Source organism: Luteimonas sp. RIT-PG2_3 (assembly GCF_054902115.1).
Genome location: NZ_JBUBPF010000002.1, coordinates 313475 through 331782, shown reverse-complemented (window position 1 = coordinate 331782; position 18308 = coordinate 313475). Strand labels below are relative to the sequence as shown.

Below are 18308 nucleotides of genomic sequence, written 5' to 3'. Positions count from 1 at the left end.
TGGTTTCTGTAGGAGCGCCCATGGGCGCGAAGTCGTCGATGCACGAGCGCGTGACGACGCGTTCATCGCCGCCTCAACGGCCGGTTCCGTCTTGCGCGGCCGCTGCAGCGTGGGTGTGTGGCCTAGGGTGGCAACACGCCGCGGTAGCCGAGGGTGTCCATGCGCTGCAGCAGGGCGGCGATCATCTCGACGTTGCGGCCGTGCGCGGCACCTTCGTGCAGCAGTACGATCGCGCCAGGCGACAGGTCGCGCTCGATCCGCTGCAGCACGCGCGTGGGATCGGCCGCCACGGCATCGAAGCCGCGTGCGCTCCAGGCCACGCGCGACAGCCCGAGTTCGCGCAGCGGCGCGGCGACGAAGGGATTGGCATGGCCGACCACGGCGCGGAACCAGCGTGGCGCCGTGCCGGTGATCGCCTGCAACTGCTGCTGGCAGCCGACGATCTCGTCGCGCATCCGGCGCGGGCCCAGCGCCCAGAACCAGGCCTGCGGGTGACTGCGGCTGTGGTTGCCAAGGTCGTGGCCGCGACGCACGATCTCGTGCACGAGGTCCGGGCGTGCCGCCGCGCGGTCGCCGACCAGGAAGAACGTGGCCCTGGCGCGGTGCCGGTCCAGCAGGTCCAGGATCTCCAGCGTCTGCGCCGACGGGCCGTCGTCGATCGTCAGCCAGACCGCGTGTTCGCCTTGCCCATCCTGTCGGGCATCCCCCTGCTGAGCATCGCCCTGTTGAGCATCACCCCGTCCGGCATCACCCCGTTGCGCCTGTGCCGGCTGAACCTCGGTGTCGTGAACTCCGGCGTCCTGCGCTTGCGGCATCCGCGTCAGCACCGGCCCGTACAGCCGCGAACCGGGCCGGAACACGCCCCACAGCAGCAGCATGTGCACCCCGAACAGCAGCGGCAGCCCCAGCTTCCAGCCGCCCCAGGCCCAGGCCGCGAGCACCGGCAGGTGCGGCAACAGCAGCAGCCAGACCCATGAACGGGAGGCCGGGGGACGGGGACGCGTGCTCATGCCGCCATGATGCCAGCCCCGGCGCCCGGGCATGCCGGCCGGGCTGCGCTGACCGCGCCCGCCGCCTTCGACAGGCGCTGCCCGCACCGCTGTGTTCCGGCCCGCACCTGACCTGCGACAGGTCCCGTCAGGGGTATCCGCGTTAACATGTGCCTCCCCCGAAACACGGACCTCGTCATGTCCCTCGACACCGCCCTGCGCGCGCGTATCGACGCGCTGCTGCAAGCCAATCACGCCGTGCTGTTCATGAAGGGCTCGCCGCAGGCGCCCCAGTGCGGCTTCTCCGCGAAGGCCATCTCCGCGCTCGACGCCGTGGGCGCCGACTACGCGCATGTCGACGTGCTCAGCGATGCCGACATCCGCGAAGGCATCAAGGCCTATGGCGACTGGCCGACGATCCCGCAGTTGTACATCGGCGGCGAGCTGGTCGGCGGCAGCGACATCATCGTGCAGATGGTCAACAGCGGCGAGCTGCATACCGCGCTCGGCCTGTCCGCGCCGGACCGCACGCCGCCCAACATCAGCATCACCCCGGCCGCGCTGCAGATGCTGCGCAAGGCGATCGACGATGCCGGCGGCGACGTCGCGCTGCAGCTCGACATCGACCGCGCCTACCGCACGCGCCTGAACCTGGTGCCGGCCGACAGCGATGCGATCGTGGTCGAGGTCGACGGCATCCGCGTGCAGTTCGACCTGGCCGGTGCGCGTCGCGCCGACGGCCTGAGCATCGACTTCGCCGACGACCTGCGCGGTCGTGGCCTGGTCATCGACAACCCGAATGCGCCCAAGCCGGTGCAGAACATCTCGCCGGCCGATGCCGACGACCGCGCCAAGGCCGGTACGCTGACGCTGGTCGACGTGCGCCCTGCCGACGAGCGCGCGATCGCATCGCTGCCGCATGCGGTCAAGCTGTTCGATGGCGATGGCGTGCAGCAGTTGCAGGCCCTGCCCAAGGACACGCCGCTGGCGTTCCTGTGCCACCACGGCGGCCGCAGCGCGCAGGCGGCGGAACAGTTCAAGGCACTGGGCTTCACCCAGGTCTACAACATCGAAGGCGGCATCGACGCCTGGTCGCAGTCGGTCGACGGCGCGATCCCGCGCTACTGATCAACACTGCATCTGGTCAGCACTGCATCTGATCAGTACACCACGATGCGTCGCCGACGCATCGTGGTGGCGACACCTGCGATACCTGCCGGCCCACGGGCGACACACGTGGCTCCGGCAGGCATGATCTGACCGGAACCGCGCGAGACACGCGCCTGCGCGTCTGCTGCTATCCCGCCTGCGCCGCACGCAGGCGTCGCAGCACCAGCAGCATCGCCGCCGCGAACAAGGCGCCGGCCCCCATCGTCGCCGATACCAGCGACAGTCCGCTGCCGGCCGCGAACAGCGCCCCGGCCACGACCGGGCCGACGGCGGAACCGCCGCGCCCGACACCGATGACGAAGCCCGTGCCGCTGGCCCGCAGCGCGGTCGGGAAGGCCTCGACCAGCACCGGATACAGGCCGACGACGCCGGCATTGGTGAACAGACCCGCGCAAGCGGCCACCAGCGACAACCAGAACAGGTCGCGTGGGGCCAGCCCATAGGCCGCGATCGTCGCGAACGACAGCAGCATCGCGGTGATGACCAGCGGCCGGAGCCGGAAGCGCTGCGACGCCAGCCCGACCGCGACCGCACCGATCAGGCAGCCGACGTTGGCCCAGACCAGCACGCCGCCGGCCTGGGCGGCATCGAAGCCCATGTCGACAACGATCTTCGGCGTCCACTTCTGGATGAAGTAGAACGCCATGATCTGCGAGAAGTAGGCCAGCGTCAGCAGCACCGTCACCACCCCATGACCCTGCGAGAACAGGCCCAGGAGCGACGGCCTGGACACCATCGTCGGCGGCGGCGGAAGCTGCGACAGGGGTGCCATGCGCAGCCTGCGCAACGTCCGGTTGATGCTGTCCAGCGCGCCGGCCGGCCTGCGCGCGAGCTGCGATTCGATCGACTCCGGCAGCAACCACCAGGCCAGCGGCAGCAGGCAGACCGTCGCGGCCGCGCCGACCAGGAAGACCGTGCGCCACTCGCCGGTCCTGGCCAGCAGCATCGACGCCAGCACGCCGCCGAGGATTGCGCCGGCCGAATAGCCGGCGATGTTGAGCACCACGTTCATCGGGCGGCGACGATCGTTGGAAAACTCCGCGACCATCGCGCTGGTCGACGACAGCATGCCGCCGATACCCAACCCGGTGAACAGCCGGATCACCGACAGCATCGCCACGCTGTTGGCCCAGGCGGCCAGCCCCATGCCGCAGGCCATCACCACCAGGCAGCCGAGGATCACCGGCCGCCGGCCGATCCTGTCGGCGAGATTGCCGATCAATACCGAACCGACCGCCATGCCCAACAGTTCCATCGACAGCACCACGCCGAGCGTGCCGCGATCGATGTTCCATTCCTCGGCGATGCCGGGCGCGGCGAAGCTGATCGCCAGCACGTCGAAGCCATCGACGGCATTCAACGCGATGCACAGCACGACGACGACCCATTGCAGGCGACGCATCGCCTGCTGCCGGATCGCATCCCGCGGATCCCTCTCCATTGTTCCCTCCCGAGGAACGCCTTCAGAACCGTTCACGATCTTGCTGCGCTTGCCAGATGACGCGCGTGCGGTGCTCGGAATGCTCATGTACCCCACCTACACTGCGCTTCCTGCTCGCCGCTCACTAATGTGTCCGCCACGCGCCATCTGGCTGCGCTCGCGACAGATCGTGAACAGGTTCTCAGCGCCCGCGCAGTGACCGGGGGCCGGCGTCAGGGCTTGTCAACGCGCGTCCAGCGCCAGGTCGCCGGATACCGGCTTGCCGCGATACAGCGTCAGCAGCACCTTGGCCTTCGAGATCTCGTTGGCCGGGATCTTGAACAGGTCGCGGTCCAGCACCACCAGGTCGGCACGCTTGCCGGCGGTGATCGAACCGGTGTCCTGGTCGATGCGGTTCACGTAGGCGACGTTGAGGGTGTAGGCCTTGATCGCGTCGGCCAGTTCGATGCGCTGCTCCGGTCCCAGCGGTGCCAGATCAGTGACGCCCGGGGCGATGCGGGTCAGCGCGACCTCGATGCCCTCGAGCGGATTGGCCGATGCCACCGGCCAGTCGGACCCGTAGGCAACCTTGCCGCCCGCCGCCATCACGCCGCGCGTGGGATAGATGAAGGGCTTGCGCTGCGGGCCGATGCGCTCGATCGACAGCCGCATGTAGGGCTCGTCGCAGGCCCACAGCGGCTGGAACACCGCGACCGCGCCGAGCTCGCCGAAGCGCGGCTGGTCGGCGGGGTCGATGACATTCAGGTGCGACACCATGTGGCGGTTGTCGCGCGGACCGTTGCGTTCGCGTGCGCCGCCGATCGCATCCAGCGCCAGCCGCACCGCGCGATCGCCGATCGAATGGATATGCGCCTGCATGCCATGGGCATCGAGCTCGGCGACGACCTGGTTCAGTACGTCCTCCGGGATCTGCGTCTGTCCGCGCTCGTCGCCGCTGTCCTGGTACGGCGCCAGCATCGCCGCGGTCTTCTGCACGATGACGCCGTCGAGGTAGAGCTTGACGCTGTGGGCATCGAGATCCAGCGCCTTGGCCTGCGCGGACGCCTTGCGGATCAGCGGCAGCTGGTCCATCGACACGCCGTTCTGCCAGCCCAGCGCCATCGTGACGTCGACGCTCAGCTCGCCGCGATCGCGCACGGCGGCATAGGCCTTGACGACATCGCTGTTGCCGTCGGCCAGCACCGCGACATTGGCGTCGTGCCAATGGGTGATGCCGAGGCTGTTGAAGTGCCGGGCAGCATAGGCGATGGCGTCTTCCATTTCCTTCTGCGTGGGTTCGGGGATCTGCGCCGCCACCAGGTCCATGGCCGACTCCTGCAGGCCGCCGACCGCTTCACCGGTCGCGGGGTCGCGATCGATGACGCCGTTCTCCGGGTTCGGGGTCTTGCGATCGATGCCCGCGACCTCGAGCGCCTTCGAGTTCAGCCACAGGCTGTGCCCGCCGACCGACATGAAGATCAGCGGACGCTCGCTGGAGATCGCGTCGAGCACCTCCTTGCGCGGCACGCCGTCCGGCGGGAACAACCCGTCCTGCCAGCCGATGCCGTAGACGGTGCCATTGCCCGGGCTCTGCGCGACGCAGTCGGTGATGATCCTGCGATAGTCCTCGATGCTCTGGCCCTTGTGCAGCGAGCAGCGCGAGAAGCTCATGCCGCCGAACACCGGATGCACGTGCGCATCGCCGAACGACGGCAACACCAGCCGGCCCTGCAGGTCGACGACGCGCGTCTGCGGGCCAGTCCAGCCCTTGACCTCGTCGGCATTGCCGACCGCCACGATGCGGCCGTCGCGGATCGCGACCGCCTCGGCCCAGGGCTGCGCGTCATCGACGGTATGGATGCGGCCATTGGTGAACACCAGTTCCGCGGCCTGCGCGGACGCAGGCGCGGCACCCGACGCCGCGGAGGCGCCGTCCGCCGCCGGCTGGCAGGCGGCCAGCAGCGCGACCAGTGCGGTCGTCCAGCCCACGCGCTGCAACCATGATGGCGTCCCTGCCGACAGTCTCCCTGCCACGTGTCTGCCCTCCGCTTCTTGGCCGTCCACTTGCCTGCCGCCTGCTTGCCTCAACCCCAACGACTGCAACCCCATCGCCTGCCCCTGCGTTCCATCCGGTTCCAACACGGCACCTGCGTGCCTGCCTTGATGACTCATGTCCGATCCTGTTGCGCCGTTGCAACGCCGTGGTGACGGTCGTTGCCGCGACAGTGTTGCCGAATAACCTGTTCGCGATCCTGCTGCGCTTGCCATCTGGCACGCGTGCGGTGCTCGGTTGCTCATGTACCTCCACGTACACTGCGCTTTCTGCGCTCCGCCGCGTGCCACCTGACTGCGCTCGCGACAGATCGTGAACAGGTTCTAAGAAGGTGCCGATGCCTGCGCCCGGCACCGGATGCGTCAGAAGCGATAGCGCACGCTGGCCAGCACCGTGCGCGGCGCGCCCGGATAGCAGGCGCCCTCTGTCGGTGCGGTCGCCAGGCAATAGGTGAAGAATTCCTTGTCGAAGATGTTGGAGACGTTGAGCGCGAACCGCCAGTCCTTGTACTCCAGGTCGATCATCGCATCGGCCACGGTCACCGAGCGCGTGGTCTGAGTCAGCGTGGAGTCGAGCTTGTCGCCGACGTAACGCGCGCCGCCGCCGAACCGGAGCCGGACCGCATCGCCCACCCACAGCGCCTTGGTCGCCCACAGCGATGCCGTCTTCTCCGGTATCGCGCTGACGCGGTTGCCGGCGACATCCTCGGCCTCGACGAAGCTGTACGCGGCACTGAGGTCGATCCCGGCGAACTGCGCGCTGGCCTCCAGCTCATAGCCCTTGGAGCTGACTTCACCGACCTGGATGAAGTTCTGCAGGAAATCCGGATCCTGCACGACGTAGTTGGACTCGACGATGTCGAACACCGAGACGCTCAACAGCGATGCCGGCGCGACCTGCCACTTGACGCCGGCCTCGTACTGGCGGCCCTCGCGCGGCTTGAACGGATTGCCGAAGTAATCGCCGCCGAAGACCGGCTGGAAGGATTCGGAATAGCTGACGTACGGCGAGACGCCGGCGCCGATCTCGCCGATGACGCCCACCCGGTAGGTGGTCGCATAGTTGTCGGGTTCCTTGGCGCCGCTGGCCTCGGACGTGGAACGGTCGCGGCGGGCACCGAGCACTACCGACAACCTGTCGCGGTACTTGATCTGGTCCTGTACGTAGACGCCGAGCTGCGTGCTGCGCGTGGTGTAGGCGTTGGTGAAACCGTAGTCGAAGTCCTCGTGGTAGTTGGGGTTGTTGATGTCCAGCGGCGGCGGGCTGCCCCCGGCAAAACAGTTGAACATGCCCTCGTACCCCGCGCACGAGAAGCCCTCGCGGCGCTCCTGCTCGAACAGCGTGTAGTCGATGCCGGCCAGCAACTGGTGCTGGAACGGACCGGTCGAAAAGCGGAAGGTCAGGTTGTTGTCCGAGCCCAGGCCCTCGTACTTGTCGTCCAGGATGTAGAACTCGCGCGGCAGCAGGTTGCCGTCGGTGCCCTGCCAGGGCTGGGCCACCGCGCCCCACAGCTCGGCGTAGTCCACGCTATGGTCGTAGCCGCGCGTGCGGCTGCCGAACGACACCGTGTCGTTGAAGGCATGGTCGATCATCAGCGTCAGCGCCTTGTAGTCGCTGTTCATGCGGTTGAAATCCTTGTCGCCGACAAAGAAATCCAACGGCAGGCGCGCCTGTCCGGTCGTGGAGTACATCGTGCGCGACTGCGGCAGGAAGCTCTGCGTGCCCAGCTCGTCCTTCTGGTACAGGCCGATCACGGTGATGCGGGTGTCTTCCGACGGGCTCCACGTCACCGCCGGCATCAGGGTCAGGCGGTCGTCGGCCTGGTCGTCCCATTGCAGTTCGCCATCGCGCCGCATCGCGACGATGCGTCCGGCGATCGTCTCGGTCAGGCCGCCGTTGACATCGACCTGCAGCTCCTTGCGTGCGTTGCTGCCGAACACCAGCCCGACTTCCCCACCGAACTGCTGCGAAGGCGTCTTGCTGACCGCGTTCATCAGGCCGCCGACCCCGCCGGCGCCGTACAGCACTGACGAAGGTCCACGCAGCACTTCGGCGCGTTCGAGGGTGAAGACTTCCATGCGTGCGCCGTAGATGCCCGACGGCATCCGGTTCAGGCCGTCGAGGTACTGGGCCGCGGGAAAGCCACGCGCGGAAATGCGGTCGACGCGTGTATCCACGCCTTCGAGCTCGGTGGCCACGCCTGCGCTGTAGCGGAAGATTTCCTGAAAGTTGGTCGCCGTGCGGTCGCGGATCTGTTCCGAGGTCACCACGCTGATCGATTGCGGGATCTCGGTCAGCTTGGTATCGGTCTTGGTACCGGTCTGGGCCCGATCAGCGGTCACCACGACGGTATCGAGATCCTCGACCTTCAATGGCTGCTGGCCGAACGCGATGCCCGGCAGGGCCATCGCACAACAGACGGGCAGGATCGCCGTCCGCAACACCAGCCTCGCGCATCCCTTCGACGTCCGCGCTCCGTGCTGGATCAGTGTTCTTGAACTGGCCACGCGCATCCCCTTGTTGGTTTTACCTCTGGTGGATTTCATCGGCAATCGCCTGCGCCCGGTGCAACGGCGCTCATTGCCTGCAAGCAAGGAACCACATGGCCGGCGCATGCATCAAGCGCCATTCGGGTAAACCTGCGCACGACGACGGGTAAGCCTTTTCGATGCCATTCGGGTCCGACGGCTTACCTGCGACGTTGCCTGTCCCGCTGCGCGTCGGCATCGCCGGGCATGCTGCGGTCGCAGCATCGGCGGGCATGCAACGGGCATCGGCGGACGGTTGGCGGGCATGCCGCATGCGTGTTCGCGGCAAGCGCGCGCGAGGGAGGGGACCTCGGTCCACGACCGGACGATGACGCGGCAGCGCGCGCGCATGCGAGCGACCCTTCGGATCGGGGTCCCACGCAGGCTCCGCGGCCATGGAGGGCAGGACCCTAGTCCAGCGAGCGCTCCAACGCCTGCTCGGGGGCCTGGATCATGCCGCGCTCGCTGGCCACGCGCACGGCATCGCGGCGTTTGCTGACGCCGATCTTGCGGAACAGCGATTTGAGCCGGTACTTCACGGTGTCAGGCGACATGCCGATCAGGCGCGCGATTTCCTTGTTCGAGTAGCCGCGGCTCAGGTGCGCCAGCACGATTTCCTCGGCGCCGCTGAGCAGGGCCTCGTCCTCGGCCTCGGACAGGCGGCCCGACAGCGATCTGGACAGCACCTTCAGGAACTGGCTGCGGAAGCGATCGACATCGCGCTCACCATCGAGACTGCGTTCGAGCATCGGCGCGGCGAAGCGGCAGGCGTCGATGAAGGGGCGATAGGCATCCTGGAACATCGCCATGCCGACGGCGCCATCGAAATGCTGCGCCCCCCGCACACGCTCGCCCGCACCGGTCCACGCATACGCGACCAGGATGTCGACATCCATCAGCAGGCGGCCGGCGCCATGGCGATTGGCCCAGTTGCGCAGGATCGCGAGCTCGTCCAGCCCCTGCGCATGCGCGCCCTGCAGCAGCGCGATGCGTACCCGGCACAGCGATGCGGCCACGGCGACATGGCGGTAGACCGCCGACTCCTGGGTCATCTCGTCGGCGAGGGCGTCCAGGCCGATCGACGCGGCGTAGCGCAACGTGCCCTGGGTGGCGCCGTCGCAGCGGATGCGCAACTGCAGCTCGCACAGCAGGGCCAGCAGTTCGAGCTGGCGCAGGCGACGACGTTGCGCCAGTCGCCGGGCACGCGCCAGCATCGGGCCGGCCTCGTCCATGCCGCCCTGTTCGAAGGCGATCCGCGCCGCGGTCAGGTAGGCGGCGGCGTAGACATCGACCCAGCCATCGGACTGCTCCATATGCGGCAACGACCAGTCCAGCAGCGCCGAGGCGCCGGCCAGGTCGTTCTGTTCGTACAGCAGTTCGGCCTGGAACGCGGCGCAGTTGGCCGCGAGGTCCGAGCGCTCGCCGAAGTTGGCCAGGATCTGGCGACCGGCGGCGTCGAGGATGGCGGCCGAATCCTTGAGCCGGCCCTGGGCGCGTCGGATGCGCGCCTCCAGGAAGCGCGTGAACAGGTCGCTGTACAGCGAGCCCAGCGCCTGGTGATGCTCGCGCGCCGCCAGCGTCGGCTCCAGTGCGCGTTCCAGCCAGCCGCCTTCGTAGTACTTGGAGCCGATCGACTCGCAGTAGTTGCCCAGCATCAGGTGGTCGTTGGCCGGCAGGGTGCGTAGCAGCGCCTCGCGCGCCAGCAGGTCATCCAGCGTGACCGGCACGTTCTCGTATTCGATCAGCACGTCGCCGACGATATGGATCTCGTTCCACAGATCGGCGGACACGCCGATGCGGTCGGCATTGGCGACCAGCCAGTCGTGCTCGGTGCGCGCCGCGCCCATCTCGCCATCCTTGATCGACAGGTAGATCCGGGCCAGCACCAATCTCGGACGGGCGCGCACCAGCGGCTCCGGCAACTGCGCCAGCGCACGCGCGACGACGCCCTTCATGCCCTTGGGGATCAGCTTCCAGGCGCCGGCATCGTCGATGATCGCGGCTAGCAGCGCGTGGTCGTCGGCGAGGATCGCGTGGTTGACGGCATCGGCGACGTCGCCGTTGTCGGCGAACCAGCGCGCCACCCGCTGCTGCAGCGCGTGGTAATGCTCGCGATCGCGCTTGGCCAGCCGCTCGCGCAGGTATTCGGCGAACAACTGGTGGTAACGGAACTCGCTGCGGTCGTCGGAGATCGCGGTCAGGAACATGCCCTGCTGTTCCAGGTGTTCCAGCACCAGCCAGCCATCCTTGCGGCCGCACAGCATGTTGACGACATCGCCGGTCAGCCGGTCCACCAGCGCGGTGCGGACGACGACTTCCTTGATCTCGTCGGGCAGGCCCATCAGCACCTGCTCGGACAGGTAGCGCGCAAGCTCGGCGCTGGAACCGTTGAAGCTGCGGATCAGCCGGCCATGGTCGGCACCGCCCCGCAGCGACAGCGCGATCAACTGCAGGGCGATCGGCCAGCCTTCGGTGCGCTCGAAGATGCGGCCGACGTCGGCGTCCTCGATACCGGCATGTTCGTTGCGTGCCAGCAGCGCCTCGGTCTCGCCGATCGAGAAGCGCAGGTCCTCGGCCGACAGTTCCAGCAGCTGGCCTTCGGCCAGCAGCACCGACTGCCCCACCGAAGGGTAGTCGCGCGATGCGATCAGCAGGTGGCAGTTCTCCGGGGCCAGCCGGATCAGCGCGCCGACGAACTCGACCAGCTCCGGGCCTTCGGCGCGATGGAAGTCGTCGAAGATCAGCACGACCGGGCACGCGATGGTCGCGATCCTGTTGACGATGACCGACAACGCCGCGCGCGGCGGCAGGCTTGCCGATGCTGCGATGTCGTCGCCCTCGGGATCGTCGCCCGGCGCGGCCGCGCTGACCGCCTGGGCGACGTAGCGCGTCAATCGCTTGAGGTCAGTGTCGTCGCGCTCCAGCGTCAGCCAGGCGATCAGCACGTCGCCATCGTGGTGGCGCTTGCGCCATTGCGACAGCAGGCTGGTCTTGCCGTAGCCGGCGGGGGCGTGGATCAGGGTCAGCCGCTTGTCGAGCGCGCCGTCGAGCCGGGCCAGCAGCACGTCGCGCCGAATCTGGTCGCCCATCCAGACCGGTGGCGCGAATTTCGTGCGAATCAGCTCATCCACCGTTGTCGGCCCCGTGCTGCGCTGTGCGTTGATCGACCGTCCGTGCCGTTGTGCCGCGGCCGTTGCACCGCGAACGGTGTCCCGTGACCAATCCAGGCGTTCGACGATAGCGAAGATGCCGGGGCGGGTCCAGATCGCGCCGTCCCGGCGGCGGTGCGTGGCCGCCCGTGGCCGTTCGATTACCCGTTTACCCGCGCCAACATACCCTTTTTTCCGATTGCGTCCCGCGACGGCGCTCCCCTAGCCTAGCCGCGGCATTGGGCCTGACGCTGGGAGTTGGAAGGTGCGACTTGGAGTCGATGTAGGGGGCACGAACACCGATGCCGTGCTGATGGAGGGCAGCACCCTGCTGGCCTGGACCAAGCAGTCCACCACCACCGATGTCAGCGCCGGCGTGGTCGCGGCGATCGCCGCCGTGCTCGACCAGGCCGGCATCGGCCCCGGCGGCGTCACCTCGGTAATGATCGGCACCACGCATTTCGCCAACGCCCTGGTCGAACGCCGCGAACTCGATCGCGTCGGCATCCTGCGGCTGGCCAGCCCCTCCGGGGAGTCGCTGCCGCCGATGACCGGCTGGCCCTCGGCGCTGTCGGCCTGCATCGGCGATGCGGTGTTCCTGCTGCCCGGCGGCTATGAGGTCGACGGCCGCGAGATCGCGCCGCTGGACGACGCCCGGGTCCGCGATGCCGCCCGCGCCTTGCGCCATGCCGGCATCGAGGCTGTCACGATCAGCAGCGCGTTCGCGCCGATGAATGCGGCGATGGAAGAGCATGCCAACGCGATCGTGCGCGCGGAGCACCCGGCCGCCCGGATCACGCTGTCCAGCCAGATCGGCCGCCTCGGCCTGGTCGAACGCGAGAACGCATCGATCCTCAACGCGGCGCTGTCGCGACTGGCCGCGCATACGATCGCGTCGTTCGATACCGCGATCCGCTCCATCGGCATCACCGCGCCGCTGTACATCAGCCAGAACGACGGCACCCTGATCTCGCATGCGCAGGCGGCCGCGTATCCGATGATGACGATTGGCTCGGGCCCGACCAACAGCATGCGCGGCGCGGCGTTCCTGACCGGCCTCAGCGACGCCATCGTCATGGATGTCGGTGGCACCACGACCGATATCGGCGTGCTCGGCAACGGCTTCCCGCGCGAGTCGTCGATCGCGGTCGACATCGGCGGCGTGCGCACCAATTCGCGGATGCCCGACATCCTGTCGATCGGGCTCGGCGGCGGCACCCGCATCCACCTCGATGCCGCGCGTTATGGCGACGACACCCTGCACGCCGACGCCTTGCGCATCGGCCCGGACTCGGTCGGCTACCGGCTGTCCCGCGAGGCGCGCGTGTTCGGCGGGCAGACGCTGACCGCCAGCGATATCGCGATCGCCGCCGGCGTGGTCCGCTTCGGCGATCCGGCGCAATTGCCCGCGCTGTCGCCCGGCGTGCTTGCGGCGGTCTCGGCGCGCCTGCGGCAGATGCTCGAAGACGGCATCGACCGTATGAAGACCTCGCGCGACGACGCCACGATCCTTGCGGTCGGCGGCGGCGGCTTCCTGATTCCCGATACGCTCAAGGGCGCCTCGCAGGTCATCCATCCGCAGCATGCCGCGGTCGCCAACGCCGTCGGCGCCGCGATCGCCCAGGTCGGCGCGCAGATCGAACAGATCGTCGACTACGACAGCGTCGCGCGCCCGATCGCGATCAACCAGCTGCGCAGCGAGGCCTATCTCCGCGTCATCGCGGCCGGCGGCGACGAGCACAGCGTGCGCGTGGTCGAGATCGAGGAAGTCTTCCTGAGCTACCTGCCCGGCCGCTCCGCGCAGCTGCGCATCAAGGCCATCGGCGATCTCGCCGGCGAATCCGCACAGGGCGCCCGCGCGCCGACACCGCATCCGAGCCAGCACGCCCATGCACATTGATCGCGAAGCCATCGACGACCTCGCCCGCGGCGCCGCGTTCCTGGGCTCCGGCGGCGGCGGCGATCCGTACTACGGCCGTTTGCTGGGCGAGGCCGAACTGGCCCAGGGCCGGCAGATCGAGATCGTCGCGCTCGACAGCCTGGCCGCCGATGCGATCGTCGCACCCTGCGGCTGGATCGGCGCGCCCACGGTGTCGATGGAAAAACTGCCCAACGGCAACGAAGCCACCGCCGGCCTGCGCAAGCTCGAACAGATCCTCGGACACAAGGTCGACGCAGTGATGCCGATCGAGATCGGTGGCGGCAACGGGCTGGCGCCGCTGATCGCGGCCGCGCAGATGGGCATCCCGGTCGTCGACGCCGACGGCATGGGGCGCGCGTTCCCGGAATCGCAGATGGCGATCCTCAACATCCGCGGCGTCTCGGCCTGCCCCTCGGTGCTGACCTCGGCCTGTGGCTCGCTGGTGGTGCTGGAGCACAGCGACAACCTGGCGCACGAGCGCATCGCGCGCGGCGTCTCGGTGGCGATGGGCGGCATCGCGCACATGGTCGAGTATCCGCTGACCGGCCAGCAGGCCCGCGACCACGCGATCTGTGGCAGTGTGTCGACGGCGATCAGCATCGGCGCGGCGATCCGCAAGGCGCGCAGCGCCGGCGAGGATCCGTTCGAGGCGATGTTCGATACATTGCGGCGCTCCGGCCTGTACCTGCATGCCGGCGTGCTGTTCGATGGCAAGATAGTCGATCTCGAGCGCGAGACCCGCAACGGCTTCACCGTCGGCGTGGTACGGATCGAGAGCTTTTCCGGCGATGCGACGATGGTGCTGGAGTTCCAGAACGAAAATCTCGTCGCGCGCATCGGCAACCACGTGCGCGCGATGGTGCCGGACCTGATCACGGTCATGGACCGCGAGACGGCCGACAGCATCACCACCGAACGCCTGAAGTACGGACAACGCGTCAAGGTGGTCGGTGCGTCGGCACCGGACATGCTGCGCGAGCAGCGCGCGCTGGCGTTCGTGGGGCCGTCGGCGTTCGGCCTGCCGGAAGCCTATGTTCCGATCGAGACACTCAACGGCTGGGGAGCGAGGTAATGGCGAACGCGGGAACCGACCAGTATGCAAATGCCCCGTTGCCGTCGCACCTGTCGGTGCCCGGCTGGCGGGTCGCGCTCATAGTGGCCAGTTTCTCGATCGCCCTGCCCTCGTTCCTCAACGGCGCCCAGACCGGCTTGGCGCTGGGCTTCCGCGAAGCCGTGCTCGCGGCGCTGCTGGCCGGCCTGGTGCTGTGCATCGGTGGCTGCCTGACCTCGGTCATCAGCGTCCGCACGCGGCTGACCACCTACCTGCTGGTGCAACGCTCGTTCGGCCGCCACGGCGCCGCGCTGGTCAACCTGGTCATCGCGGCGGTGCATTACGGCTGGTTCGGCGTCAATGTGTCGTTCTTCGGCAATGCGATGGTCGCCGCGACCGGCCAGCTGTACGGCATCGAAGGCAGCTTCGGCTGGTTCGTCGCGCTGGGCAGCGTGCTGATGACGGTATCGACGATCTTCGGTTTCCGCACGCTCGATCGTCTGGCGCTGGTCGCGGTGCCGTTGCTGGGCGCGATCCTGATCGCAGTCTGCATCGCCGCGGTGCGCCGCCACGGCATCGTGCTCGAACCCAGCGCGACGCCGCCGATCCCGATGAGCTTCGGCATCGCGCTGTCGGCGCTGGTCGGCGGCAATATCCTGACGGTCGCGGCGATGCCGGACCTGTCGCGTTACATCCGCACGTCGAAGGGCGCGGTGCTGGCGATGGCGCTGTCGTTTCCGATCGCGGCGCCGCTGCTGATGATCGCCGCGGCACTGCCGGCGCTGGCGACCGGGCAGACCGACATCATGGCGCTGATCGTCGGCTTCGGCTTCGGCGTGCCGGCGCTGGCGATGCTGGTGCTGTCGACATGGACGATCAACGCCGCCAACCTGTACTCGGCCAGCTTGTCGCTGTCGGCGACCTTCCCGTCGGTGCGCCCGCGTATCTTCACGCTGATCGGCGGTGCCATCGGCGCCTGCTTCGCGCTGCTCGGCATCATCGATGCCTTCATCCCGTTCCTGTTGTTCCTGGGCCTGATCATCCCGCCGATCGCGGCCATCTATGTCATCGACGGCTTCACCGCATTCCATGGCAGGGACGCGGCCGAGTCGATACAGCAGCTGCCGTCGATCCGCTGGCCCGCGATCTGCGTCTGGGTCGGCTCGGTCGCGGTCTCGATGCTGGCCTCGATGCGCGGCATCTCGTTGACGACGGTGCCGGCGCTGGATGCCACGATCATCGCCGCGATCGCCTACCTGATCGTGCGCCGGCTGCCGTTGCGGCAGCGCGGCGTGGCGCCGACGGCATCCTGAAAACCTGTTGCCGAGCTGTCACCAGCGCAGTCAGGCGGCGCGCGCAGCAAGATCGTCATCAACAGGCACCGTAGCGCCCGCCCGGCTCAGCCGCGCGGGCCGGGTGCGCGCAGGTGCTTGGACAACAGCAACGCGTTCAACAGCAGACGCTCGGTGCCGTGCCAGTACTTGCGGTGCGCCGGGTCGTCGGCGAACGCGACGACGGTGCCCGCACCCAGCGCATTGACCGTGGCCCAGGGCTGGCCGACGAAGCGGTTGCGCACCTGGTCGGACAGGTAGCCATTGACCACCGGGGTGTCGTCGATGCGCACGACGGTCGAGAACGGATCCGCGGCGACCGGCAGCGTGACGTCGGTTTCCTTGAACACCCACAGCGCGCGCGTCGGCACGCCGAACGCCAGCGGATGGGTGATGTCGACATCGGCACTGAGCATGTTGCCGGCGGTGCGTTGTTCCATGCGCACTTCGCTGGCACGGCCGAAGTCCGCACGCGCAGCCTTGGCATCGTCGGCAGCCTTGGGTTCGTCCTTGCCGGCGGCGATCAGCTTCTTCTCGACCGCCCAGCGCGACGCGGTACCCAGGGTCACCAGCGACCCGCCGGCCTGCACATAGCGGCGCAGCGCTTCGACCGTGGCGTCCGACAGGTCGCCGTACTGCCCACCCGACAGCACGATGCTGGTGTACCTGGACAGGTCGGCCTTGGCCAGCTGCGACGGGTCGAGCCGCGTCGGCGCCAGTTGCACGTGCTCACTGAGTACGAACCAGGTCGAGCCGATCTCGGTCGGGATCACGCCCGGGCCCATGACCAGCGCGATCTTCGGCGCCAGCAGCGGCTTGACGCTGTTGCTGCCGAGATCGACGCCCTCGATGACCTGCCCGGTGGCGACCGCCCAGGCCTGCACGCCGGCCTCGCGGCTGACCTCGTCGATCGCCGTGCGCAGGGCGGCGGCATCGAGCGTTTGTCCCGCCACCGGCACCACCAGCGTGCCGTGACCGAAGCCATGGCGGCCCTGTGTGGTCTGGCTGGTGAACGGCTGGAACGCGGCGCGGACCTTGATCCCGCGCGTCCACAACTGCTGCAGCACGCGGGTCGCGCCATGCTCGCGCCAGTCGATCAGGTAGGCATAGCCGCCATCGCCAGCGACACCGCCATCGGGCTGCACCGGCAACTGCGACAGCGCCGCGCCGCGTGCCGGCAGGCGGCCGCTGCGCGCATGGCGCAGGCCATAGGCAGCGGCGATCGCGTAGGAGGTGCTGCCGTAGACGGCCTCATTGACCGGCGGGGTCAGGTCGAAGATCGAATGCACCAACCGGAACTGCGGCTGCGCCGAGGGCACCACGAAGGCACTGCCGGGCTCGAAGCGCTTGCCGTCCAGCGTCACCGCTTCCTGCAGGGGAGAGACCTGGATGCGATGCTGCAGCAGCAGGTCGAGCAGCTTCCAGGTCAGTGTGCGGTTATCGGGATCGCCGAACACGAAGCCCGCCGCGGAATGCTTGCGGCCCTGCTCCAGCGCGGTGCGATAGAACAGGCGCTGCAGGTCGAACAGCTCGGCATGCATGCCAACGGCCCCGCGCACGGTCGCCAGGCCGATGCTGGTCTGGTTGCGGATCGTGAACGGGAAGGTGACCTCGCCGCCATCGGACTCCTGCACGCGGCCGCGCGAACTGCCCTGCTCGACGGTGACGCCGACGCCGCCGTGGAAGTCTGGGTAGGTCGAGCCGTAGACCGGCGAGAAGTTGTCGTAGACCTCGCGGGTGAAGTACAGCGAGCCCAGCCGGTCCAGCGCGGCGGCGTGGTAACGGCCCAGGGTCACGTTGGCGGCATAGGATTCACGCGGCAGCAGGGGGCTTTCCATGCTGGTCGGCGACGGCTCGAAGTAATACGTGCTGCTGGTGCCCATCTCGTGGAAATCGATCTGCACGTTGGGATACCAGCGATGGAAGAACGCCAGCTTGTCGCGGGTCTCGCGCTGGGTGATCGCCAGCCAGTCGCGGTTGAGGTCGGTGAAGTAGTGGTTGGTGCGGCCCATCGGGAACGGCTCCACATGTTCCTTGTCGAGCGGATCGGCCACCGGCGGATTGTTCCACCAGGCGTTGTGCCAGTTGGCCGCGCGGTCGCGGCCGTCGGGGTTTTGCGCCGGATTGATGACCATCACCGCGCGATCCAGCCACTGCCGGGTCTCCTCGCCGCGATGCGCGACCAGGTAGTACGCGGTCAACATCGCCGCTTCGCCGCTGGAGGTCTCGTTGCCGTGCACGCTGTAGAACAGGCCCACGGTGACCGGTTGCGTCGCCGGGTCGAGCGCGGGCGCGGATGGATCGACCACGGTGGCGCGCGCGGCCTCGATCTGCGGCAGGCGCGCGAGGTTGGCGGCCGAGGTGATGATCACGCCGATCTGCGGCCGCTGCTCGTAGCTGCGGCCCAGCTCCTGCACGCGCACCTTGTCGCTGATGCGCGCCAGCTCGTTGAAGTAATCGACCAGGCGGTCGTGGCGGGTGTAGTGCTCGCCGATCGGATAGCCGAGGAACTGCTCGGGCGTCGGCACGGCCGGATCGAAATCCGCGGCCTTGGCATCCGGGAAGTAGTAGGTGCTTTGTGCGAAGGCGGGCAAGCACGACAACAGCAACAGCGTGGCCAGCACCACGCGCGAACGGCAGGACAACAACGACATCAGGAATCCCCGGGAAGCGGCAGGCCGAGCCGGAGGGTCCGG

10 protein-coding genes are annotated in these 18308 nt (G+C 68.3%); 4 read left to right on the top strand and 6 right to left on the bottom strand.

Features of this window, described 5'->3' with window-relative positions; all coding sequences use genetic code 11:
* Positions 1–122: 122 nt before the first annotated feature.
* The gene (locus ACYX7E_RS04270) at positions 123–1010 is read right to left on the bottom strand and encodes a polysaccharide deacetylase family protein (protein ID WP_462079319.1); all 888 of its coding nucleotides are present in this window, start codon (positions 1008–1010) and stop codon (positions 123–125) included.
* A gap of 177 nt (positions 1011–1187) precedes the next feature.
* Here ACYX7E_RS04270 and grxD point away from each other — a divergent pair, with 177 nt between their 5' ends.
* Entirely contained in the window at positions 1188–2117 is a 930-nt protein-coding gene (gene grxD, locus ACYX7E_RS04265) for a Grx4 family monothiol glutaredoxin (protein WP_462079318.1), read from the top strand.
* A 169-nt stretch (positions 2118–2286) separates the two neighbouring features.
* Here grxD and ACYX7E_RS04260 read toward each other — a convergent pair whose 3' ends face one another.
* From ACYX7E_RS04260 to ACYX7E_RS04245, 4 genes are all read right to left on the bottom strand, one after another.
* Positions 2287–3600, bottom strand: a complete 1314-nt coding sequence (locus ACYX7E_RS04260; RefSeq protein WP_462079317.1) for an MFS transporter — start codon at positions 3598–3600, stop codon at positions 2287–2289.
* Between the two features lie 222 nt (positions 3601–3822).
* Positions 3823–5613, bottom strand: coding sequence for an amidohydrolase (locus ACYX7E_RS04255; RefSeq protein ID WP_462079316.1), 1791 nt, complete (start codon positions 5611–5613; stop codon positions 3823–3825).
* A gap of 381 nt (positions 5614–5994) precedes the next feature.
* Complete coding sequence (locus ACYX7E_RS04250) at positions 5995–8178, bottom strand: TonB-dependent siderophore receptor (RefSeq protein ID WP_462079315.1); 2184 nt, start codon at positions 8176–8178, stop codon at positions 5995–5997.
* A gap of 392 nt (positions 8179–8570) precedes the next feature.
* The gene (locus ACYX7E_RS04245; RefSeq protein WP_462079314.1) at positions 8571–11291 is read right to left on the bottom strand and encodes a helix-turn-helix transcriptional regulator; all 2721 of its coding nucleotides are present in this window, start codon (positions 11289–11291) and stop codon (positions 8571–8573) included.
* A 283-nt stretch (positions 11292–11574) separates the two neighbouring features.
* On the opposite strand from ACYX7E_RS04245, the gene ACYX7E_RS04240 reads away from it, so the two are divergent.
* The 3 genes from ACYX7E_RS04240 to ACYX7E_RS04230 are packed head-to-tail and all read left to right on the top strand — an operon-like array spanning position 11575 to position 15594.
* Positions 11575–13209: a hydantoinase/oxoprolinase N-terminal domain-containing protein gene (locus tag ACYX7E_RS04240; protein WP_462079313.1), complete on the top strand. Its 1635-nt coding sequence runs from the start codon at positions 11575–11577 to the stop codon at positions 13207–13209.
* On the top strand, positions 13199–14302 hold the full coding sequence (locus ACYX7E_RS04235) for a DUF917 domain-containing protein (protein WP_462079312.1): 1104 nt from the start codon (positions 13199–13201) through the stop codon (positions 14300–14302). Before ACYX7E_RS04240 ends, ACYX7E_RS04235 begins: the two co-directional genes overlap by 11 nt.
* Positions 14302–15594, top strand: a complete 1293-nt coding sequence (locus tag ACYX7E_RS04230; RefSeq protein WP_462079311.1) for a cytosine permease — start codon at positions 14302–14304, stop codon at positions 15592–15594. The genes ACYX7E_RS04235 and ACYX7E_RS04230 overlap by 1 nt, the downstream gene beginning before the upstream one ends.
* A gap of 86 nt (positions 15595–15680) precedes the next feature.
* Here the strand turns inward: ACYX7E_RS04230 and ACYX7E_RS04225 are convergent, their stop codons facing one another.
* Positions 15681–18266: a M14 family zinc carboxypeptidase gene (locus ACYX7E_RS04225; protein ID WP_462079310.1), complete on the bottom strand. Its 2586-nt coding sequence runs from the start codon at positions 18264–18266 to the stop codon at positions 15681–15683.
* Between the last annotated feature and the right edge of the window lie 42 nt (positions 18267–18308).

Excerpts from the sequence above, each read along its gene's own strand:
- ACYX7E_RS04270 (WP_462079319.1), bottom strand. The coding sequence starts at position 1,010 with ATGAGCACGCGTCCCCGTCCCCCGGCCTCCCGTTCATGGGTCTGGCTG.
- grxD (WP_462079318.1), top strand. The coding sequence starts at position 1,188 with ATGTCCCTCGACACCGCCCTGCGCGCGCGTATCGACGCGCTGCTGCAA.
- ACYX7E_RS04260 (WP_462079317.1), bottom strand. The coding sequence starts at position 3,600 with ATGGAGAGGGATCCGCGGGATGCGATCCGGCAGCAGGCGATGCGTCGC.
- ACYX7E_RS04250 (WP_462079315.1), bottom strand. The coding sequence starts at position 8,178 with ATGAAATCCACCAGAGGTAAAACCAACAAGGGGATGCGCGTGGCCAGT.
- ACYX7E_RS04235 (WP_462079312.1), top strand. The coding sequence starts at position 13,199 with ATGCACATTGATCGCGAAGCCATCGACGACCTCGCCCGCGGCGCCGCG.
- ACYX7E_RS04230 (WP_462079311.1), top strand. The coding sequence starts at position 14,302 with ATGGCGAACGCGGGAACCGACCAGTATGCAAATGCCCCGTTGCCGTCG.
- ACYX7E_RS04225 (WP_462079310.1), bottom strand. The coding sequence starts at position 18,266 with ATGTCGTTGTTGTCCTGCCGTTCGCGCGTGGTGCTGGCCACGCTGTTG.